This is a genomic window from Enterobacter cloacae complex sp. 397G4 (assembly GCF_050031515.1).
In the GTDB taxonomy this organism is placed as follows: domain Bacteria; phylum Pseudomonadota; class Gammaproteobacteria; order Enterobacterales; family Enterobacteriaceae; genus Enterobacter; species Enterobacter hormaechei_C.
This window is the reverse complement of the sequence record NZ_JBLGWE010000001.1, coordinates 4758981-4780075: the sequence shown is the minus strand read 5'-3', so window position 1 is coordinate 4780075 and position 21095 is coordinate 4758981. Positions and strand designations below refer to the sequence as shown.

The window sequence follows — 21095 nt, the reverse complement described above, 5'->3', positions numbered from 1 at the left end:
AGGGGCGAAGGGACCGGTGCGGTCGGAGCCCCTCACCCTAACCCTCTCCCAGGGGAGAGGGAATATAGGTTTACTCGTCGTGCTCTTCCCACGCCAGGGCACGTTTCACCGCTTTCTTCCAGCCGCTGTAGCGGTAGTTGCGCTCGGTGGTTTCGATGCCAGGACGGAATTCGCGTTCGATAACCGCTTTTTCCTGAAGCTCGTCGAGGTTTTGCCAGAAGCCAACCGCCAGACCTGCCAGATACGCCGCGCCCAGCGCCGTCACTTCTCGCACCTCAGGACGTTCAACGCGGGTGCCCAGAATGTCGGACTGGAACTGCATCAGGAAGTTGTTGGCTACCGCACCGCCGTCCACGCGCAGGGCGTGCAGACGAATGCCGGAGTCAGCCTGCATCGCTTCCAGCACGTCGCGCGTCTGGTAGGCGATGGATTCCAGCGTCGCGCGAATGATGTGGTTTGAGTTCACGCCGCGCGTCAGGCCGAAAATCGCGCCGCGGGCATACGGATCCCAGTACGGTGCGCCCAGACCGGTGAACGCTGGCACCACGTACACGCCGTTGGTGTCTTTCACTTTGGTCGCGAAGTATTCGGAGTCAAACGCGTCGCTGATCAGCTTCATCTCGTCGCGCAGCCACTGAATGGAGGCACCCGCCATGAATACCGCGCCTTCCAGGGCATAGTTCACTTCGCCGCGCGGGCCGCAGGCGATGGTGGTCAGCAGACCGTTTTCTGATTTCACCGCTTTCTCGCCGGTGTTCATCAGCATAAAACAACCGGTGCCGTAGGTGTTCTTCGCCATCCCTTCCTTGACGCACAGCTGGCCGAACAGGGCCGCCTGCTGGTCACCGGCGATACCGGCGATAGGAATACGGGTGCCACCTTTACCGCCAATGTTGGTCTGGCCGTACACTTCTGAAGACTTACGGACTTCTGGCAGCATCGCGCGCGGAATGTCCAGCGCGTCCAGCATCTTGTCATCCCACTCAAGGGTGTTGATGTTGAACAGCATGGTGCGCGAGGCGTTGGTGTAGTCGGTGACGTGAACGCGTCCCTGAGTCATCTTCCAGATAAGCCAGGTATCGACGGTGCCGAACAGTAGCTCGCCACGTCGTGCGCGCTCGCGTGAACCTTCCACGTGGTCGAGGATCCACTTCACTTTGGTGCCGGAGAAATAGGGGTCAACCACCAGGCCGGTGGCGCTGCGCACGTACTCTTCCATTCCTTCGCGCTTCAACTGTTCGCAGATCTCTGACGTACGACGGCACTGCCAGACAATGGCGTTGTAGATGGGCTTACCGGTTTCGCGCTCCCAGACCACAGTCGTTTCACGCTGGTTGGTGATACCGATAGCGGCAATCTGGTCAGAACTGATGTCGGCTTTCGCCAGCACTTCCACCAGCGTGGAGCTTTGCGACGCCCAGATCTCCATCGGGTCGTGTTCTACCCAGCCTGGACGCGGGTAAATTTGCTCAAATTCGCGTTGAGACACGCTGACAATGTTCGCGTCATGATCCATTACGACAGCGCGGGAGCTGGTGGTGCCCTGGTCGAGCGCAACGATATATTTTTTTTCGGTCATGGTATGTGTCCCGTAGTCAGATTACAGCGAAGCTTTTTGTTGTGTGGTGGAAGCCGTCTCTTTCTCCTCTTCCACACAGGTGTCGCACGGTAAGTGGCGACCAATTAATTTGCGATAGCCGAATGCGCCCAGCGCCGCCCCTACGATTGGCCCGAACAGCGGAACCAGGAAGTAAGGAATGTCTTTGCCGCCCGTGAAGGCGACATCGCCCCATCCCGCAAAGAAGGCGAAGGTTTTTGGACCCAGGTCACGCGCCGGATTCATCGCAAAGCCGGTCAGCGGACCCATGGATGCGCCAATTACCGCAATCAGAAGGCCAATCAAAAGTGGCGCCAGCGGGCCGCGCGGAATGCCGTTTCCGTCGTCGCCCAGCGCCATGATGACGCCCATCAGAATAGCGGTAATCACCATCTCAACCGCGAACGCCTGCACAAAATTGATATGCGGATTCGGATACGTTGAGAAAATGCCTGCCAGATCCAGACTTTCGACACTGCCACGCACCATATGATGCGTCTGTTCGAAGTCGATGAAAAGATTGTAATAAAGCCCGTAAACTAACGCCGCTGCGCAAAAGGCGCCGGCAAATTGCGAAATGATGAAAGGAACAACTTTGCGTCCGTCAAAACACGCGAATAGCCACAACGCGATGGTCACCGCCGGGTTAAGATGTGCACCGGAAACCCCTGCGGTCAGGTAGATGGCCATCGCCACGCCCAGACCCCAGATAATACTGATTTCCCACTGACCAAAACTGGCACCCGCCACTTTCAGTGCTGCGACACAGCCTACTCCGAAGAATATCAACAACCCGGTACCCAGGAACTCGGCAATACACTGGCCTTTTAAGGTTGATGTCTGACTCATAATCGGAATCCTGCAAAAGAGTAATGTTTATTGTTTGCGTGACCGCCAGTGACAGTCACGATGCCCTGTAGACATAGTGTTAATTTATCGTTAACGAGCACAAACGAGAAATATCGAAATCTAAATGTGTGGTCTGCGTCAATAAAATGAGCGTTTTCGCGCCATAAAGCGCGTTTTTGCATCAGATAATGATTATGGGCTGAATCATTTCTTTAACTTATGGGTTAACAACTTAGGGGTATATGCGGCGAACGCACCAGGACGAGGCCGAAAAGTGTTGCAAACCGCGATCTGCGTGGCATGCCGCTGGACAGGGGCGACGGCGCTCCATACAATCGGAACATATGTTGTGCGCGTTTATGTTAAAGCGTCGCCTTGCAATTCAGGAGAGGTAGGATCATGTCTTTAGAAGTGTTTGAGAAACTGGAATCGAAAGTACAGCAGGCGATTGACACCATCACGCTGCTGCAAATGGAAATTGAAGAGCTGAAAGAAAAGAACAACTCCCTGTCACAGGAAGTTCAGAATGCTCAACACAGCCGTGAAGAACTGGAGCGCGAAAACAACCAGCTGCGCGAACAGCAGAACGGCTGGCAGGAACGCTTGCAGGCGCTGCTGGGACGTATGGAAGAAGTTTGATTTCCTTAGGGAATGCATTGAACAGGCCGGGTAAGGCGAAGCCGCCACCCGGCTTTTTTATGGTTTTCGCTAACCGATATCAAACCATAAAAAAGGCCGCCCCGGGCGGCCTTAACGCTACTTGTCCTGCGCTGTCGTAGCAAAAGCAACAAACCCAACAGGTTCATCGCTCTTTACAACGAGTACGCTGGCGACAATGAACGCGATACATAAATAGCGTTTCATTATGCGGTCCCTGCTGCTTACCGCTCCACCGTTCACCACCGGTGATAAGTCGGTGGACACAAGCCTTGATGTTAGCCTGCTTTACGGTAGTGAATACACCTTTCCCTGGACCGATGCCCATTTGCGAGATGGCGGAAAGGGACGCGGTATCATAATGAGCATCAACCAGGTAGTTAAGGTATTCACAAACAATTAGGATTTTATAAAGGTTACGAAGGGTTGCCCAAGGTTTGGGCGAGAGTATGATGAAGTTCCTTGGTGTTAGTCTGTAAGACGTCCCAACGGACCGCGAATCCCGAGGGACAAAAAAAACCGCCACATTGCTGTTGGCGGTTTTTTTATGCATCTCGCTTACCGATTAACTACTCAATATCCAGCGCATCCTCAGAAAGGATAATGCCGGTATTGTCAGCATAAAGGTGGTCGCCCGAGAAGAAGGTCACGCCGCCGAAATTGACGCGCACGTCGCTTTCGCCGATGCCGTCGCCCGCTGCGCCTACCGGTATGGCCGCGATGGCCTGAATCCCGATATCCAGGTCTTCGAGATCGTCCACCTGACGCACGGAACCGTACACCACAATGCCTTCCCACTCGTTCTGGACGGCAATTCCCGCCAGTTCAGCATCAATCAATGCACGGCGCACGGAACCGCCACCATCCACCAGCAGGACGCGACCACGACCGTTCTCTTCGAGCAGATCGTACAGCAACCCGTTGTCCTCGAAACATTTCACCGTGATGATTTGTCCGCCAAACGACGACCGTCCACCAAAGTTGGAGAACAGGGGTTCAACGACGTTGACATCTTCCTGGTAGATGTCACAAAGCTCGGAGGTATCGTATTTCATAGGTTTAACGCTCTGTTGCTGCGAATGTGTTCAGTATATCGTGCGAAATGCGTTGTTGGCAAAATCATCAATTGTTAATTGATATTTATCAGCTAACTCAGCGTCTGGCTTAAGACAATCCCGATGACGAACAGCAGGTTAGTCAACAGCGCGCCTTTTACCGTACGTTCCAGCATCGGTGGCATGGCGGCCGGGCTGAGTTCACGCATGACGTAGCGGGCCTGCTTAATCAGCAGCGGTGCGGCGAGCACAAACAGCCAGCCCCAGAGGCTGTGCAGCGAAATCAGATTGAACAGCGCCAGGCAGACCAGCGCGCCGATGAGCAGGCAGGCGTGATAGCGGCGTGCATTCACCGGACCCAGACGCACGGCCAGCGTGTTTTTACCGTTCTCGCGGTCGCTGTCGATGTCGCGCAGATTATTGATATTCAGCACCGCCGTCGCCAGCAGACCACAGGCGGTCGCCGGCAGGAACAGGGCAGGGATCACCGTGTGCGCCTGTAAGTACCAGCTTCCCATCACGCTCAGCCAGCCGAAGAACACCAGCACGGAGATGTCGCCCAGACCAATATACCCGTAAGGACGCGTCCCGACGGTATAGGTAATGGCTGCAATAATGGCGAGCAAGCCCAGCACCAGGAAGCCAATGAAATCACTGGTGGTTTTCGAGGCGACCGTCACCAGCGCCAGCCCGGACAGGCAAATCAACACCACGGTGATAATCAGCGCCCGCTTCATCTGTGCCTGGGTAATCACCCCTTTTTGCATGCCGCGCAGCGGCCCGATGCGGTCAGGCTTGTCGCTGCCTTTTACCGCATCGCCGTAATCATTGGCGAGATTAGAGAGGATTTGCAGCAGCCCGGCGGTGACAAGCGCCAGACCTGCTACCAGAGGATCGAAATGACCCTGCCACCAGGCAAGCGTGGTACCGACGATAATGGCGGCAAAAGCCAGAGGAAGCGTTTTAGGACGCAGACTTTCGAGCCACGCCTGTGTACGGCTGATATCAGTCATAGTTATTTAGCCAATAAAAATGGGGGCCATAGCCCCCATCAACAGTGATGAAAATGCATTGAACGCGATTATAGAATAAAACGGCTCAGATCTTCATCTGCCACTAACGCATCCAGGTGTTTGCCCACATAGTCTGCGTCAATGGTAATGCTTTGACCGTTAAGGTCGCTCGCATCATAAGAGATGTCTTCCATCAGGCGTTCCAGCACGGTGTGCAGACGACGCGCACCGATGTTCTCGGTGGTTTCGTTGACCTGCCACGCGGCCTGGGCGATGCGCTTGATACCGTCATCGGTAAATTCAATGTTCACGCCTTCGGTCGCCATCAGCGCTTTATACTGTACGGTCACAGAAGCGTTTGGCTCAGTCAGGATACGTTCGAAATCTTCGGTGGTCAGCGCCTGCAACTCGACGCGGATTGGCAGACGTCCCTGAAGTTCCGGGATCAGGTCAGACGGGCTGGCAATCTGGAACGCACCGGAGGCGATAAACAGAATGTGGTCAGTTTTAACCATGCCGTGCTTGGTGGAGACGGTGCAACCTTCCACCAGCGGCAGCAGGTCGCGCTGAACGCCTTCGCGTGAGACATCCGGGCCGGACGCGTTGCCGCGCTTACAGATCTTGTCGATTTCGTCGATAAACACGATACCGTGCTGCTCAACCGCGTCGATAGCATCCTGTTTCAGCTCTTCCGGGTTAACCAGCTTCGCGGCTTCTTCTTCAATCAGCAGCTTCATCGCGTCTTTGATTTTCAGCTTACGCGCTTTCTGCTTCTGCCCGCCCAGGTTCTGGAACATGGACTGCAACTGGCTGGTCATCTCTTCCATGCCCGGAGGTGCCATAATTTCCACGCCCATTGGCGCGGCAGCGAGATCGATCTCAATCTCTTTGTCGTCCAGCTCGCCTTCGCGCAGTTTTTTGCGGAATGCCTGACGCGCAGCAGAAGGTTCAGGCTGCTGTTCAGCCTGTCCCCAGTTGTTTTTTGCCGGTGGGATCAGCACGTCGAGAATACGCTCTTCGGCCATCTCTTCGGCGCGATAGCGGTTTTTCTCAATTGCCTGGACACGCACCATCTTAATCGCCGAGTCGGTCAGGTCGCGGATGATGGAGTCCACTTCTTTACCCACATAGCCCACTTCGGTGAACTTGGTGGCTTCAACTTTGATGAACGGCGCGTTAGCCAGTTTGGCCAGACGACGGGCGATTTCGGTTTTACCCACACCGGTCGGGCCGATCATCAGAATATTTTTTGGCGTCACTTCGTGGCGAAGCTCTTCGTCGAGCTGCATGCGACGCCAGCGGTTACGCAGTGCGATAGCCACGGAGCGCTTGGCGTCGTCCTGGCCGATAATGTGTTTGTTCAGTTCGCTGACAATTTCGCGTGGGGTCATTTCAGACATGGGCGATCCTTACGCTTTAGACGGTAATTCTTCGATGGTGTGATTGTGGTTGGTATAGATGCAGATATCACCTGCAATATCCAACGCTTTCACCGCGATATCGCGCGCGTTCATGTCGGTATTTTCCAACAGCGCACGGGCTGCGGCCTGGGCGTACGGGCCGCCAGAGCCGATGGCAATCAGGTCGTTTTCAGGCTGAACCACGTCGCCGTTACCGGTGATGATCAGCGAGGCGTTTTCGTCAGCCACGGCCAGCAGCGCTTCGAGCTTGCGCAGCATGCGGTCGGTACGCCAGTCTTTTGCCAGCTCAACGGCGGCTTTCACCAGATGACCCTGATGCATTTCCAGTTTGCGTTCAAACAGTTCAAACAGCGTGAAGGCATCAGCCGTGCCGCCTGCGAAACCGGCGATCACTTTGTCGTTATAAAGACGACGTACTTTCTTCACGTTGCCTTTCATGACGGTATTACCCAGCGTGGCCTGGCCATCACCGGCAATTACCACCTGGCCGTTACGGCGTACACTTACTATTGTTGTCACGAGCAGACCCCCTGGTTACAGATTCGGGAAACAGAAGCCCTGAGCCTGTGCTCAGGGCTGAATTAAATGATAGATGGGGGGGATTTTGGGGGTTTCAACCCCCGGAGGCGAGTCGAATGCAGTTTGTGTGGCCAGCCACTTTCAAACGGGAAATGGTGCCGTCTGCGTTTTCTTTGCCTTTGACCGGTCCAATCACTACGCGATTCCAGCCGTTGTTGGTGGTAATGCGAGAGTCAAATCCTTCAAATGCCAGCTGAGCACGCACCGTTTCTGCCTGTTCGGCGCCTTTAAACGAACCGCACTGAACCATCCAGCGGCGTTCATCTTTTTTCTCAGCCGTCTGCTTCGGTGCCTCGGTCTCTTTGGTGACCGGCGCAGCCTGCTGCGTTTTTGGCTGTTGCGCAGTGGTATGCGCAGGCGTCTGCAACAGATCCTGATACGGCTGTGCCGTTTGCTTCTGCGGCTGCGCCTTCGGTTGCTGCTGGACAGGCTGAGTTTGTACGGTACGCGTCTGCTGCTGCGGTTGTGTACGCGGCTGCTGTACCGGCTGCGTCTGCGTCCACTGCTGCTGTTGCGTTTGCTGCTGAGCCTGACGCTGGCGCTGCAACGTTTGCTGACGCTGCGCCGGGGTTTGTTCGTTCCACGGTACTTCGTTCAGCTGCGTAGGCTGCTGGCGCATGTCCGCCTGCATCTGAGCGAGCAATTGACGCTGTTCGTCCGTCAGCTGATCGGCATTCTTTACTTCACCCCCGGCAGAAGGCTCGGTAGGCGCACGTACGCCAGGCTGGCGGCTTTCCAGCTCTTTAATGTAGCGCCAGCGCTCTTCAGGCTTCGGCGGCAGGCCGTTGCCGACGACCTTATTACCCTGAAGGGCTTCAGACTCTTCTTTTTTATGATGCGTAATGAAGTAGAGGCCGCCAATAAAGGCCACCAGCACAGCCGCAGCAATGGCGACCATAGCTGGGGAGACAGCAGACAGGCTGCGTTGCTTGCTTTTTGAACTACTCTTTTTGCGTCGCGAAGGTGCCGGCTGGCCGCGACGTACATAATCTCGTTGTGCCACTATCGTTTCGCTGTATTTATTCGTTCGTCAGCCCGCCATGTTACTTAAGCGACGGGGCTTTGACCAGATAAGGGTGTCGAAAGGTATTTACTTTAAGTTAATGCCTGGGTAGAGCCGCGCACAATCAGCTCACAATCCAGTAGTCGTGACCCACTGCTAACTGATTGACCGTGCAGCTGATCCAGCAAAAGCAGCATCGCTTCACGGCCGATGTCATACCGCGGCTGTGCAACGGTCGAAAGCGGCGGATCGCAAAACTCCGAAAGTGAAATATTATCAAAACCGATTATCGACAGGTCCTGCGGCACGCGCAGGCCGTGACGTTTGGCGTAGGATAACGCCCCCAGCGCCATCACGTCGCTGTGGCAGAAGACCGCGGTGGGCGGTTCTGGCAAGGCCAGCAATTTTTCCAGCGCCTGCCCGCCCGCTTCAAAGGTGAAATCACCGCGCGCAATGTAGTGCGGATCGACGATAGCCCCGGTACGGCGCAGCGCCTGAACGTAGCCCTGCAAGCGGTAATGACACAGCGGCATCTCTTCTGGTCCGGCGATACAGCCGATACGCTTATGCCCCAGTTCCTGAAGATAGTTCACGGCGTTGAATGCGGCGGTGAGGTTATCGATATGAACGGTTGGCAGCTCCAGCTCCGGCGCGAATTCGTTCGCCATGACCATCGGCGGTAAATTGCGCTGTTCTTCAATGCTGGCATCAAACGGCAGGCGTGAGCCAAGCAGCAGCATGCCATCAATCTGCTTGGTGATGATCAGGTCGATGAACGTTTTTTCCTGCTGGTTCTGGTGAGCACAATCGCCAATCAGCACCAGATAGCCCTGGGCGGCGGCCGTGACCTCAATGCCGCGGATGATTTCGCTGAAGAAGGGATCGCAGATATCCGGCACGATCACCAGGATGGTGCGGGATTCGTTGCGTTTAACGTTGCGCCCCATGGCTTGCGGGAAATAACCGACCTCAAGCGCCGCCTTTTCAACCCGGTTTCGGGTCGCCTGGGAGACTTTGTCAGGGTTCATCAATGCGCGGGACACGGTTGCTGTTGAGACTTGTGCTTTCTCGGCAACGTCTTTCATGGTCGCCGAGGCAACCTCTTTCCTGGACTTCAACGTCTTCTCCTCGCCTGAACACCGAACTGCGGACAGCACCATTTTTACAGATAGTTAATGGAATCGGTTACAGAATTTTCATAAAAAGTGTGAGGCGCATTAAATTTTTCGATCCGTCTTCAGCCTTCAATCGGATCGACGTCAAGAACCCACTTCACTTTTCGCGCTTCCGGTAGGGTATTGATCAGCGCCAGCGTGCCGCTGACGATCTGCTGTAAACGGATACGCGAGGGGTGCTGAAGTAAGAGTTGCCAGCGGAAACGGCCCCCGCGTTTCGGGGCGAGCGCGGGTACCGGGCCTAAAATCCACAGCTGATTATCCACCAGCGGGCTGGCTTGCAGGAGGTTTCTCAGCTGTTGCAGGAACAGCGGCGCCTGCTGGTTATTATGATCTTCCGCACGGATGATAACGTGGCTGGTCCACGGGGGAAGCTGCATCGTCTGACGTTCGGCCAGCGCCTGGTCCGCGAAGGCGTCATAGCCTTTGTGCAGCAGAGTTTGCAGCAGCGGATGTTCAGGGTGGTGCGTTTGCAGCACCACCTCGCCCTGCTTACCCGCCCGACCAGCGCGACCGGCAACCTGGGTATAAAGCTGGGCGAAACGCTCGGCGGAGCGAAAATCCGCGGAGAACAGCGCGCCGTCGACGTCCAGCAGGGCGACCAGCGTCACGTCCGGGAAGTGGTGCCCTTTCGCCAGCATCTGAGTACCAATCAGGATGCGCGCGCCGCCGCGATGCACTTCCGCCAGCTGCTGCTCCAGCGCCCCTTTACGGCTGGTGGTATCCCTGTCTATACGGGAGATGGGCACGTCCGGGAAGAAGGGCGCGAGCGCCTGTTCAAGCTGTTCCGTTCCCAGACCGACCGGCACGATGTGCGTTGAGCCGCAGGACGGGCATTGACGGGGGACCGGACGCTGGCTGTCGCAGTGGTGGCAGCGTAAATGGCGCTGAGCCTGGTGGAAGGTGTAGTAGTGATCGCAGCGCGGGCACTCCGCGATCCAGCCGCAGTCGTGGCACAGCAGCGCAGGCGCGAAGCCGCGGCGGTTCAGGAACAGGATCACCTGGTTGCCCGCCTGCAAATGCTGGCGCATGCGGCTAATCAGCGCAGGCGCTAACCCGGCCTGCACCTGCTGGCCTTTCAGATCCAGCACATGCTGAATGGCCGGGCGAGCATTCCCCGCACGGCGCGTCAGGCGCAGCATGTGGTATTTACGCTGGCGAACGTTGTGCAGCGTTTCAAGCGCGGGGGTGGCGGACCCGAGAATAATGGGGATTTGTTCGCTGTGGGCGCGGTACACGGCTAAGTCGCGGGCGTGATAGCGCCAGCCTTCCTGCTGTTTATAGGAGCTGTCATGCTCTTCATCGATCACGATAACGCCGAGATTTTTAAACGGCGTAAACAGCGATGAACGGGTGCCGATCACAATCGCCGCTTCGCCGTTTTTCGCTTTCAGCCAGGCGCTGAGGCGCTCGCTGTCGTTCAGGCCGGAGTGCAGAACCTCAACTGGCGCATTAAAGCGTTCACGGAAACGCGCGATGGTTTGCGGCGTCAGGCCGATTTCCGGCACCATCACCAGCGCCTGTTTGCCCTGCGCGAGCACGTTTTCCAGCACGCTCAGATACACTTCGGTTTTACCGGAGCCGGTGACGCCCGCCAGCAGCCAGGCGGAAAAATGGTCGGCGGCGCTGTGAATCGCGCCCACGGCGGTGGCCTGCTCGGTATTCAGACGCAGGCGATCGCCCGAGACGGAAAAGCCGTCGCGCCAGTCGTGAAGGGCAGGGGCTTCACTGGCCAGCTCGCTCAACCCTTTCTTCCTTAATGCCTGCAACGCGGTTTCGCTTACCTCAAGCTCGTCGACCTGATGGCGCCAGATTTTTCCCTGGCGCAGCGCGGCCAGCGCCTGCTGCTGTTTCTGCGAGCGCTTCAGGCTGTTAATGTCCACAGCCTGGCCCTGCTCGGTGGCAAACCAGTACCACATTGGCGCGTGGCTGGCGCTCTTGCCCTGGCGCAGCATAATGGGCAGGGCATGGAACAGCACGTCGCCAATCGGATGATGATAATAATCTGCCGCCCACAGCAGCAGTCGCCAGGTGCTGGTGGAGTAAACCGGCTCGCTGTCCAGCACCTCAACAACCGATTTCAGCTCGTTAAGCGGCAGTTCGCTGTGTTCGCTGACGGACACCACGATCCCCACGCGCTGCTGTTTGCCAAACGGCACGGTCACGCGACAGCCCGCTTTGGCGCTCATGCTGTCGGGCAGCAGGTAGTCAAAGGTGCGGGGAAGCGGAACGGGCAGGGCAACGTGAGCGACGGGCATCGAATCTTCCTGACTTGAAAAGTGGCGCGTTAGTATACACATTAGTGAAAGCGGCGTGCGGATCAGTTTGCATACGTTGGTCAAATTCTGTATGATTCGCCGCCTTTGGTGTATTTTACGCCAAAGAACTTACATTCAACATCGCGTGGTGTCTGGCGTTAGGGCTGGAAGAGCGACGCGGCCTTAACTGAGGTTCTCCCATGAAAAAAGATATTCACCCGAAATACGAAATGATTACTGCAAACTGCTCTTGCGGTAACTCTATCCAGATCCGCTCTACCGTGGGTCACGATCTGAACCTGGACGTGTGCGGCAAATGCCACCCGTTCTACACTGGTAAGCAGCGTGATGTTGCAACCGGTGGCCGTGTTGACCGCTTCAACAAGCGTTTCAGCATCCCGGGCGCTAAATAAGTTTCCCGAAAAAAAGGCACCGCAAGGTGCCTTTTTTGTATCCGCTTATCAGTATTCCCACGTATCCGGGTCGATACCCAGTTCACGCATGATCACCTTCGCCTCTTCTGGAATTTCGTCACTGCGCTCTTTGCGCAGATCGTCATCGTTCGGCAACGGTTGGCCGGTAAACGCATGCAGGAACGCTTCGCACAGCAGTTCGCTGTTGGTGGCGTGACGCAGGTTGTTCACCTGACGACGCGTACGTTCATCGGTGAGGATCTTCAACACCTTCAGAGGAATGGACACCGTGATTTTCTTGACTTGCTCACTCTTCTTACCGTGCTCAGCGTATGGGCTGATATATTCGCCGCTCCATTCAGCCATGAGATACCTTTAATCCTCTCAGTCATTAATCTAAAGGTGCAAAACCGGTAACCATCAGTTTTGAACCGTAATCTTGCGTAGTTTACCGTAGAGACGATACCGAGGCACGGATATTGCCGCTGTAGCGTGTCCTAAAGCATATAATTTTAACGGCTATTTGCACATTGCTCAATCTATACGCAAAGAAGTTTAGATGTCCAGATGTATTGACGTCCATACTTTCAATGTTTACTCTGGTGCCTGACTTTTCACCTCATTCGCCAGGAAGCCTCACCATGACGCGTAAACAGGCCACCATCGCAGTGCGTAGCGGATTGAATGATGACGAGCAGTACGGCTGCGTTGTCCCGCCAATTCATCTCTCCAGCACCTATAATTTCACCGGATTTAATGAACCCCGCGCGCATGACTACTCGCGTCGCGGCAATCCTACGCGTGACGTCACCCAGCGCGCGCTGGCGGAACTGGAAGGCGGCGCGGGTGCGGTATTAACCAATACCGGCATGTCTGCCATTCACCTGGTGACTACGGTGTTCCTGAAACCTGGCGATCTGCTGGTGGCGCCGCACGACTGTTATGGCGGCAGCTATCGTCTGTTTGATAGCCTGGCGAAACGTGGCTGCTACCGTGTGCTGTTTGTCGATCAAAACGACGAACAGGCGCTGAAACAGGCGCTTGCCGAGCAGCCGAAGCTGGTGCTGGTGGAAAGTCCAAGCAATCCATTGTTGCGCGTAGTCGATATTGCGAAAATTTGTCAGCTCGCAAGGGATGCGGGAGCGATAAGTGTAGTGGATAATACGTTCCTCAGTCCGGCCCTTCAGAACCCACTGGCACTGGGTGCCGATCTGGTGTTGCATTCATGCACTAAATATCTGAACGGCCATTCTGACGTAGTAGCAGGTGTGGTGATTGCCAAAGATCCTGAGGTAGTCACCGAACTGGCATGGTGGGCCAATAACATTGGCGTCACCGCGGGCGCGTTCGACAGCTATTTGCTGTTGCGCGGCATCCGTACGCTGTCGCCGCGTATGGACGTGGCGCAGCGTAATGCCCAGGCGATCGTGGATTTCCTGAAAACCCAGCCGCTGGTGAAGAAGCTTTATCACCCGTCGCTGCCGGAAAATCAGGGGCACGAGATTGCCGCGCGCCAACAGAAAGGATTTGGCGCGATGTTAAGTTTTGAACTGGACGGTGACGAGCAAACGCTGCGTCGCTTCCTGAGCGGGTTGTCATTGTTTACGCTGGCGGAATCCTTAGGGGGAGTAGAAAGCTTGATCTCCCACGCCGCAACCATGACGCACGCAGGTATGGCACCCGAAGCACGTGCCGCCGCCGGGATTTCCGAGACGCTGCTGCGTATCTCGACCGGTATTGAAGATTCTGAAGATTTAATTGCCGATCTGGAAAATGGCTTCCGGGTCGCAGCCAAGGGGTAATCATGAGTGTGATAGCGCAGGCAGGGACGAAGGGTCGTCAGCTGCACAAGTTTGGTGGTAGTAGTCTTGCTGATGTGAAATGTTACCTGCGTGTCGCAGGGATCATGACCGAGTATTCACAGCCGGGGGACATGATGGTTGTCTCTGCGGCGGGCAGCACCACCAACCAGTTGATTAGCTGGCTGAAACTGAGCCAGACCGATCGCCTCTCTGCGCATCAGGTGCAACAGTCCTTACGTCGTTACCAGAGTGAACTGATTGCCGGTTTGCTGCCTGCGGACGTGGCGGACGGGCTGATTAGCGCTTTTACGCACGACCTTGAGCGTCTGGCCGCTCTGCTGGACAGCGGCATTACCGATGCAGTGTATGCGGAAGTGGTTGGCCACGGTGAAGTGTGGTCTGCGCGCCTGATGGCCGCCGTGCTGCAACATCTTGGTGTGGAAGCCGCCTGGCTCGACGCGCGTGATTTCCTGCGTGCAGAACGTGCCGCACAGCCGCAGGTGGACGAAGGGTTGTCTTACCCGCTGCTGCAACAGCTGCTGGTGCAACATCCTGGTAAACGTATTGTCGTCACCGGTTTTATCAGCCGCAGCAATGCTGGCGAAACCGTTCTGCTGGGCCGTAACGGCTCTGACTACTCGGCAACGCAGATTGGCGCCCTGGCGGGCGTGTCCCGCGTCACCATCTGGAGCGACGTGGCCGGTGTCTACAGCGCGGACCCGCGCAAAGTAAAAGATGCCTGCCTGCTGCCGCTGCTGCGTCTCGACGAAGCGAGCGAACTGGCGCGTCTGGCGGCCCCGGTGCTGCACGCGCGCACGCTACAGCCGGTTTCCGGCAGCGACATCGACCTGCAACTACGCTGTAGCTACACGCCGGATCAGGGTTCCACCCGCATTGAACGCGTGCTGGCATCCGGTACGGGCGCGCGCATTGTCACCAGCCATGATGACATCTGCCTGATTGAGTTCCAGGTGCCTGCGGGCCAGGATTTCAAACTGGCACACAAAGATATCGACACCATCCTGAAACGTGCCCAGGTGCGTCCGCTGGCCGTTGGCGTACATAACGATCGTCAGCTGTTGCAGTTCTGCTATACCGCTGAAGTGGTGGACAGCGCCCTGAAAATTCTGGATGAAGCGGGCCTGCCGGGCGAGCTTCGCCTGCGTCAGGGGCTGGCGCTGGTGGCGATGGTGGGCGCGGGCGTCACCCGTAACCCGCTCCACTGCCACCGCTTCTGGCAGCAACTGAAAGGTCAGCCGGTGGAGTTCACCTGGCAGTCGGAAGAGGGCATCAGTCTGGTTGCCGTGCTGCGTAAAGGGCCAACCGAAAGCCTGATTCAGGGTCTGCACACCTCCCTGTTCCGCGCGGAAAAACGCATCGGCCTGGTACTGTTCGGGAAAGGGAACATCGGTTCCCGCTGGCTGGAGCTGTTCGCCCGCGAGCAGGTAACGCTTTCGGCGCGTACCGGGTTTGAATTTATTCTGGCAGGGGTGGTGGACAGCCGCCGCAGCCTGCTGAACTACGAAGGGCTGGACGCCAGCCGGGCGCTGGCCTTCTTTAACGATGAAGCGGTTGAGCAGGATGAAGAGTCGCTGTTCCTGTGGATGCGCGCGCACCCGTACGACGATCTGGTGGTGCTGGATGTGACCGCCAGCGAACAGCTGGCCGATCAGTATCTGGATTTCGCCAGCCACGGTTTCCACGTCATCAGCGCCAACAAACTGGCGGGCGCGAGCAGCACTGATAAATACCGTCAGATCCATGACGCATTCGAAAAAACGGGCCGTCACTGGCTGTATAACGCCACCGTTGGCGCGGGCCTGCCGGTGAACCATACCGTGCGCGACCTGATTGAAAGCGGCGACAGCATTCTGGCGCTGAGCGGGATCTTCTCCGGCACGCTCTCCTGGCTGTTTTTGCAGTTTGACGGCACCGTTCCGTTCACCGACCTGGTGGATCAGGCGTGGCAGCAGGGCTTAACCGAGCCGGATCCGCGCGTTGACCTTGCCGGTAAAGATGTGATGCGTAAGCTGGTGATCCTGGCGCGTGAAGCCGGCTACGACATTGAGCCGGGTCAGGTACGCGTCGAGTCTCTGGTGCCTGCGGGCTGCGAGGAAGGGTCCGTCGATCACTTCTTCGAGAACGGTGACGAGCTGAACGAGCAGATGGTGCAACGTCTGGAAGCGGCTAACGAGATGGGCCTGGTGCTGCGTTACGTGGCGCGTTTCGAGGCGAACGGTAAAGCGCGCGTGGGCGTGGAGGCGGTGCGTCCTGAACATCCGCTGGCGGCGCTCCTGCCGTGCGACAACGTCTTCGCCATCGAAAGCCGCTGGTATCGCGATAACCCGCTGGTGATCCGTGGCCCGGGCGCGGGACGCGATGTCACCGCCGGAGCCATTCAGTCTGATATTAATCGTCTGGCTAAGCTGCTGTAATTTCGCTTGTTCCCTCTCCCCGTGGGAGAGGGTTAGGGTGAGGGCAGCAGACCGCACTCACCCCCATCATGAACGCCCTTCATCTTCCCTGAACAAACCTCACCGTTAATGTTGATTATTTCTGTTGACGTCATCTCGCTTTTCCGTCATTTTTACATCTGGACGTCTAAACGTATAGAAGTTCACAACACAACAAACAACGACACGCGAAAGATAGAGGTAAGGTATGAGCTTTTTTCACGCCAACCAGCGGGAAGCCCTGAATCAGAGCCTGGCCGAAGTAAACGGCCAGATTAACGTCTCTTTTGAATTTTTTCCGCCGCGCACCAGTGAAATGGAGCAAACCCTGTGGAGCTCTATCGATCGCCTGAGCAGCCTGAAGCCGAAGTTCGTCTCCGTAACCTACGGCGCCAACTCCGGTGAGCGTGACCGCACGCACAGCATCATTAAGGGCATTAAAGATCGAACCGGTCTGGAAGCGGCACCGCACCTGACCTGTATCGACGCCACCCGTGATGAACTGCGCGCCATTGCCCAGGACTACTGGAATAACGGCATTCGCCACATTGTGGCCCTGCGCGGCGACCTCCCGCCAGGCAGCGGCAAGCCGGAGATGTATGCCACCGATCTGGTCGGGCTGCTGAAAGACGTTGCCGACTTTGATATCTCCGTGGCTGCCTACCCTGAAGTTCACCCGGAAGCCAAAAGCGCCCAGGCGGATCTGCTCAACCTGAAGCGTAAAGTGGAGGCCGGTGCTAACCGCGCGATTACTCAGTTCTTCTTTGACGTGGAAAGCTACCTGCGCTTTCGCGACCGCTGCGTCTCGGCGGGTATTGATGTCGAAATCATTCCTGGCATTCTGCCGGTCTCGAACTTCAAACAGGCGAAGAAATTCGCAGATATGACCAACGTGCGCATTCCGCTGTGGATGTCCAAAATGTACGAAGGGCTGGACGACGATCCGGAAACACGTAAGCTGGTGGGGGCCAATATCGCGATGGACATGGTGAAGATTTTAAGTCGCGAAGGGGTGAAAGATTTCCATTTCTATACCCTGAACCGCGCGGAAATGAGCTACGCCATTTGCCATACGCTCGGTGTTCGCCCGGCGCTGTAAAGTAAAAAACCCTCATAAAATGAGGGTTTTTTAATCGAACGGAGAGTTAAAAGGTATTAGCTATCGAATCTGTGGATTAATTCAACTATCTCTTATCGCTAGTGGTGTATATCGTAACGGTAACACTGTAAAGGGAGCATAGCGATGAGCATGTCAGACGAGACCAATAACGCGGCATTCGCCGGCAAATGTCCGTTCCACCAGGGCGGCGTCGATCATAGCGCGGGTGCAGGTACCGGCAGCAAAGAATGGTGGCCTAAACAACTTCGCATCGATCTACTTAATCAACACTCCAGCCGTTCTAACCCTCTGGGTGAAGACTTCGACTACCGCAAAGAATTCAGCAAGCTCGACTATTCCGCCCTTAAGGGCGATCTCAAAGCACTGTTAACCGACTCACAACCGTGGTGGCCTGCCGACTGGGGCAGCTATGCGGGCCTGTTTATCCGTATGGCCTGGCACGGTGCGGGTACCTATCGCTCCGTTGACGGTCGCGGCGGCGCCGGACGCGGTCAGCAACGCTTTGCACCGCTGAACTCCTGGCCGGATAACGTCAGCCTGGATAAGGCTCGCCGCCTGCTGTGGCCAATTAAGCAAAAATACGGACAAAAAATCTCCTGGGCTGACCTCTTTATCCTCGCGGGTAACGTGGCGCTGGAGAACTCCGGCTTCCGCACCTTTGGTTTCGGTGCCGGGCGTGAAGACGTCTGGGAACCGGATCTGGACGTGAACTGGGGCGATGAAAAAGCCTGGCTGACCCACCGTGACCCGGAAGCGCTGGCGAAGCGCCCGCTTGCGGCCACCGAAATGGGCCTGATTTACGTGAACCCGGAAGGGCCGAACGCCAGCGGTGAACCGCTGTCTGCGGCGGCGGCGATCCGCGCTACCTTTGGCAACATGGGCATGAATGACGAAGAGACCGTCGCGCTGATTGCGGGCGGCCATACGCTCGGTAAAACGCACGGCGCAGGTGAAGCCACGCACGTGGGCACTGACCCGGAAGCGTCGCCGATTGAAGCGCAGGGCCTGGGCTGGGCCAGCACGCACGGCACCGGTATTGGCGCTGACGCCATCACCTCCGGGCTGGAAGTTATCTGGTCTCAAACCCCGACCCAGTGGAGCAATTACTTCTTCGAGAACCTGTTCAAATACGAATGGGTGCAGACGCGTAGCCCGGCGGGCGCCATTCAGTTTGAAGCCGTGGATGCGCCGGAAATTATGCCTGACCCGTTCGACCCGTCGAAAAAACGCAAGCCAACCATGCTGGTCACCGACCTGACGCTGCGTTTTGATCCGGAATTCGAGAAAATTTCCCGTCGCTTCCTGAACGATCCGCAGGCCTTCAACGAAGCCTTTGCGCGCGCGTGGTTCAAGCTGACCCACCGCGATATGGGGCCAAAAGCGCGGTACATCGGCCCGGAAGTACCGAAAGAAGATCTGATTTGGCAGGATCCGCTGCCTCAACCGGTGTTCCATCCGACGCAGGAAGATATTGAAAGCCTGAAAGCGGAAATCGCGGCCTCTGGTCTCTCCGTGAGCGAGCTGGTTTCCGTGGCCTGGGCGTCGGCATCGACCTTCCGCGGCGGCGACAAGCGCGGCGGTGCCAACGGCGCGCGTCTGGCGCTGGCGCCTCAGCGCGACTGGGATGTGAACGCCGCAGCGGTGCGGGCGTTACCGGCTCTGGAAGCCATCCAGCGCACCACCAACAAAGCTTCACTGGCCGATATCATCGTGCTGGCGGGTGTCGTAGGCGTTGAGCAGGCGGCGAAAGCCGCGGGCGTTTACGTCAACGTACCGTTCACCCCGGGCCGCGTGGATGCGCGTCAGGACCAGACGGACATCGAGATGTTTAACCTGCTCGAACCGGTTGCTGACGGTTTCCGCAACTACCGTGCGCAGGTGGATGTGTCCACTACGGAGTCGCTGCTGATCGACAAAGCCCAGCAGCTGACCCTGACCGCGCCGGAACTGACGGTGCTGATCGGCGGTCTGCGCGTACTGGGTGCAAACTTCGATGGCAGCAAGAATGGCGTGTTTACCAACCGCGAGGGCGTGCTGAGCAACGACTTCTTCGTTAATCTGCTGGATATGAACACCCAGTGGAAAGCGACCGACGACTCAAACGAGCTGTTTGCCGGTAGCGATCGCGCCAGCGGGGAAGTGAAATACACCGCGACCCGCGCCGATCTGGTCTTCGGTTCAAACGCCGTCCTGCGTGCGCTGGCCGAAGTTTACGCCAGCAGTGATGCACACGAGAAGTTCGTTCGTGATTTTGTTGCCGCGTGGGCGCGAGTGATGGATTTGGACCGGTTTGACGTGAAGTAGCCATTGTGCCGGGTGGCGGCTACGCCTTACCCGGCCTACAAATTAAAGTGCCATGTAGGCCGGGTAAGCGCAGCGCCACCCGGCTTTTTTATTACTCCCACTCCTGAAGGAAACGCTGTCCGTACTGGTCCGCCACCAGCAGCGCCGCATAGACCTGATCCGGCGTTACGCCGCCAGGCATGTTGTGAATGGTTTCCCCTTCGGCACAGGACGCCTCCGCGATCAGCCGCATTTTGGCCGGAATATCCTCTTTGATATTCAGCTGCGCCAGCGTGATCGGCAGCCCAACACTGTGGCAAAGCGCGGCGACGGTCTCAATTTCTTCAACCGGCGCGTTCTCCAGTACCAGTTGCGTCAGCGTGCCGAACGCGACCTTTTCACCATGGTAGAAATGATGCGCATCCGGCACCGCCGTCATGCCGTTGTGAATGGCATGCGCCGCCGCCAGCCCGCCGCTTTCAAAGCCCACGCCGCTGAGATAGGTGTTGGCTTCGATAATGCGTTCCAGAGCCGGTGTGACCACGTGCTGTTCCGCCGCCAGCATCGCTTTCTCGCCCTCTTCAACCAGCGTGTTGTAGCACAACTCTGCCAGCGCTAGCGCCGCCTGCGTGCACTTGCCGCCCGCCATGGTCGTGGCGCCACTGCGCGAACAGGCGCGCGCTTCAAACCAGGTTGCCAGGGCATCGCCAATCCCGGCGGCCAGCAGGCGCGCAGGTGCGCCCGCCACCACTTTGGTATCGACAATCACCATGTTCGGGTTGTGCGGTAGCATCAGGTAGCGATCGAACTCGCCGCTGTCGGTATAAATCACGGAAAGGGCGCTGCACGGCGCATCGGTGGAGGCAATGGTCGGGGCAATGGCCACCGGCACGTCCATAAAGTGGGCCAGCGCTTTGGCAGTATCCAGCGTTTTTCCGCCGCCGATACCCAGCACCGCCAGACAGTCAGCGCTGTCGGCCAGCTTTTTCAGGCGATCGATTTCATTTTGCGAACATTCGCCACCAAAGGGTGCAATTTCGGCATGGAGTCCGGCTTTTTTAAAACTCTGGCGCAGGGTTTCTTCAGCAAAACCCAGCACAAATTTATCGCCCACCACCAGCCAGCGATTTGCCAGCGGCTTCAGGTAGTCGCCGAGGCGAGTGAGAACATCTGCGCCCTGGATGTATTTTCCCGGGGATTGAATGACACGGTCCATAACATTACTCCCTTAGTGTTTGAGGTAAATTCTGTCCTGTTCGAACTGCACTAAGAGTGACTCTACTCCCGGCGTGCCGGTCATTTGTTGCGCTACGTCTAAGGGAAACGTGATTGCCTTACCGGTGGCAAAGATTGAGGGGGAGATCAGGGAAGGGGGAAGATCGAGAAGTGCCCGGCAAGCGTAGCGCTGCCGGGCACT

The 21095-nt window shown here is 57.0% G+C and carries 17 protein-coding genes; 6 read left to right on the top strand and 11 right to left on the bottom strand.

All coding sequences use genetic code 11. The annotated features are described in order from the left end of the window. Positions 1-70: 70 nt before the first annotated feature. Together glpK and ACQG1Y_RS22995 are read right to left on the bottom strand one after the other, a co-directional pair. Entirely contained in the window at positions 71-1579 is a 1509-nt protein-coding gene (gene glpK / locus ACQG1Y_RS23000; RefSeq protein ID WP_006808669.1) for a glycerol kinase GlpK, read from the bottom strand. A gap of 21 nt (positions 1580-1600) precedes the next feature. After that, complete coding sequence (locus tag ACQG1Y_RS22995) at positions 1601-2446, bottom strand: MIP/aquaporin family protein (protein WP_015569943.1); 846 nt, start codon at positions 2444-2446, stop codon at positions 1601-1603. A 399-nt stretch (positions 2447-2845) separates the two neighbouring features. On the opposite strand from ACQG1Y_RS22995, the gene zapB reads away from it, so the two are divergent. Further along, a complete protein-coding gene (gene zapB / locus ACQG1Y_RS22990; RefSeq protein WP_003862031.1) occupies positions 2846-3085 on the top strand; it encodes a septal ring assembly protein ZapB in 240 nt (79 codons plus the stop codon). A gap of 587 nt (positions 3086-3672) precedes the next feature. Here the strand turns inward: zapB and rraA are convergent. From rraA to priA, 7 genes are all read right to left on the bottom strand, one after another. Next, on the bottom strand, positions 3673-4158 hold the full coding sequence (gene rraA, locus ACQG1Y_RS22985) for a ribonuclease E activity regulator RraA (protein WP_033487969.1): 486 nt from the start codon (positions 4156-4158) through the stop codon (positions 3673-3675). A 92-nt stretch (positions 4159-4250) separates the two neighbouring features. Continuing rightward, positions 4251-5177 (bottom strand): 1,4-dihydroxy-2-naphthoate polyprenyltransferase, encoded by a 927-nt coding sequence (menA, locus tag ACQG1Y_RS22980; RefSeq protein WP_087924327.1) that lies wholly within the window; start codon positions 5175-5177, stop codon positions 4251-4253. Between the two features lie 62 nt (positions 5178-5239). Beyond that, a complete protein-coding gene (gene hslU, locus ACQG1Y_RS22975) occupies positions 5240-6571 on the bottom strand; it encodes an HslU--HslV peptidase ATPase subunit (protein WP_015569947.1) in 1332 nt (443 codons plus the stop codon). 9 nt (positions 6572-6580) lie between these two features. Then, positions 6581-7111: an ATP-dependent protease subunit HslV gene (gene hslV / locus ACQG1Y_RS22970; protein ID WP_003862036.1), complete on the bottom strand. Its 531-nt coding sequence runs from the start codon at positions 7109-7111 to the stop codon at positions 6581-6583. Between the two features lie 94 nt (positions 7112-7205). Continuing rightward, on the bottom strand, positions 7206-8174 hold the full coding sequence (gene ftsN / locus ACQG1Y_RS22965; RefSeq protein ID WP_017383099.1) for a cell division protein FtsN: 969 nt from the start codon (positions 8172-8174) through the stop codon (positions 7206-7208). Positions 8175-8266: 92 nt separating this feature from the next. Then, positions 8267-9292, bottom strand: a complete 1026-nt coding sequence (gene cytR / locus ACQG1Y_RS22960) for a DNA-binding transcriptional regulator CytR (protein ID WP_017383100.1) — start codon at positions 9290-9292, stop codon at positions 8267-8269. A gap of 119 nt (positions 9293-9411) precedes the next feature. Beyond that, entirely contained in the window at positions 9412-11607 is a 2196-nt protein-coding gene (priA, locus tag ACQG1Y_RS22955) for a primosomal protein N' (RefSeq protein ID WP_032104298.1), read from the bottom strand. A gap of 200 nt (positions 11608-11807) precedes the next feature. On the opposite strand from priA, the gene rpmE reads away from it, so the two are divergent. Next, the gene (gene rpmE / locus ACQG1Y_RS22950) at positions 11808-12020 is read left to right on the top strand and encodes a 50S ribosomal protein L31 (protein WP_003862040.1); all 213 of its coding nucleotides are present in this window, start codon (positions 11808-11810) and stop codon (positions 12018-12020) included. Positions 12021-12068: 48 nt separating this feature from the next. On the opposite strand, the gene metJ is transcribed toward rpmE, so the two are convergent. After that, positions 12069-12386, bottom strand: a complete 318-nt coding sequence (metJ, locus tag ACQG1Y_RS22945; protein ID WP_006179183.1) for a met regulon transcriptional regulator MetJ — start codon at positions 12384-12386, stop codon at positions 12069-12071. A 275-nt stretch (positions 12387-12661) separates the two neighbouring features. On the opposite strand from metJ, the gene metB reads away from it, so the two are divergent. The 4 genes from metB to katG all read left to right on the top strand — a co-directional run bounded on the left by metB (position 12662) and on the right by katG (position 19699). Next, entirely contained in the window at positions 12662-13822 is a 1161-nt protein-coding gene (gene metB / locus ACQG1Y_RS22940; RefSeq protein WP_015569951.1) for a cystathionine gamma-synthase, read from the top strand. Positions 13823-13824: 2 nt separating this feature from the next. Beyond that, entirely contained in the window at positions 13825-16257 is a 2433-nt protein-coding gene (locus tag ACQG1Y_RS22935) for a bifunctional aspartate kinase/homoserine dehydrogenase II (RefSeq protein ID WP_017383103.1), read from the top strand. A gap of 226 nt (positions 16258-16483) precedes the next feature. Then, positions 16484-17374 (top strand): methylenetetrahydrofolate reductase, encoded by an 891-nt coding sequence (gene metF / locus ACQG1Y_RS22930; RefSeq protein WP_032104303.1) that lies wholly within the window; start codon positions 16484-16486, stop codon positions 17372-17374. Positions 17375-17518: 144 nt separating this feature from the next. Then, on the top strand, positions 17519-19699 hold the full coding sequence (gene katG, locus ACQG1Y_RS22925; RefSeq protein WP_368740791.1) for a catalase/peroxidase HPI: 2181 nt from the start codon (positions 17519-17521) through the stop codon (positions 19697-19699). 91 nt (positions 19700-19790) lie between these two features. On the opposite strand, the gene gldA is transcribed toward katG, so the two are convergent. Next, positions 19791-20894 carry a bifunctional L-1,2-propanediol dehydrogenase/glycerol dehydrogenase gene (gene gldA / locus ACQG1Y_RS22920; protein ID WP_003862047.1) on the bottom strand — a complete coding sequence of 368 codons (1104 nt, stop codon included), beginning with the start codon at positions 20892-20894 and terminating at the stop codon, positions 19791-19793. Positions 20895-21095 lie beyond the last annotated feature (201 nt).

Excerpts from the sequence above, each read along its gene's own strand:
- glpK (WP_006808669.1), bottom strand. The coding sequence starts at position 1,579 with ATGACCGAAAAAAAATATATCGTTGCGCTCGACCAGGGCACCACCAGC.
- ACQG1Y_RS22995 (WP_015569943.1), bottom strand. The coding sequence starts at position 2,446 with ATGAGTCAGACATCAACCTTAAAAGGCCAGTGTATTGCCGAGTTCCTG.
- zapB (WP_003862031.1), top strand. The coding sequence starts at position 2,846 with ATGTCTTTAGAAGTGTTTGAGAAACTGGAATCGAAAGTACAGCAGGCG.
- rraA (WP_033487969.1), bottom strand. The coding sequence starts at position 4,158 with ATGAAATACGATACCTCCGAGCTTTGTGACATCTACCAGGAAGATGTC.
- hslU (WP_015569947.1), bottom strand. The coding sequence starts at position 6,571 with ATGTCTGAAATGACCCCACGCGAAATTGTCAGCGAACTGAACAAACAC.
- priA (WP_032104298.1), bottom strand. The coding sequence starts at position 11,607 with ATGCCCGTCGCTCACGTTGCCCTGCCCGTTCCGCTTCCCCGCACCTTT.
- rpmE (WP_003862040.1), top strand. The coding sequence starts at position 11,808 with ATGAAAAAAGATATTCACCCGAAATACGAAATGATTACTGCAAACTGC.
- metJ (WP_006179183.1), bottom strand. The coding sequence starts at position 12,386 with ATGGCTGAATGGAGCGGCGAATATATCAGCCCATACGCTGAGCACGGT.
- metB (WP_015569951.1), top strand. The coding sequence starts at position 12,662 with ATGACGCGTAAACAGGCCACCATCGCAGTGCGTAGCGGATTGAATGAT.
- ACQG1Y_RS22935 (WP_017383103.1), top strand. The coding sequence starts at position 13,825 with ATGAGTGTGATAGCGCAGGCAGGGACGAAGGGTCGTCAGCTGCACAAG.
- metF (WP_032104303.1), top strand. The coding sequence starts at position 16,484 with ATGAGCTTTTTTCACGCCAACCAGCGGGAAGCCCTGAATCAGAGCCTG.
- katG (WP_368740791.1), top strand. The coding sequence starts at position 17,519 with ATGAGCATGTCAGACGAGACCAATAACGCGGCATTCGCCGGCAAATGT.
- gldA (WP_003862047.1), bottom strand. The coding sequence starts at position 20,894 with ATGGACCGTGTCATTCAATCCCCGGGAAAATACATCCAGGGCGCAGAT.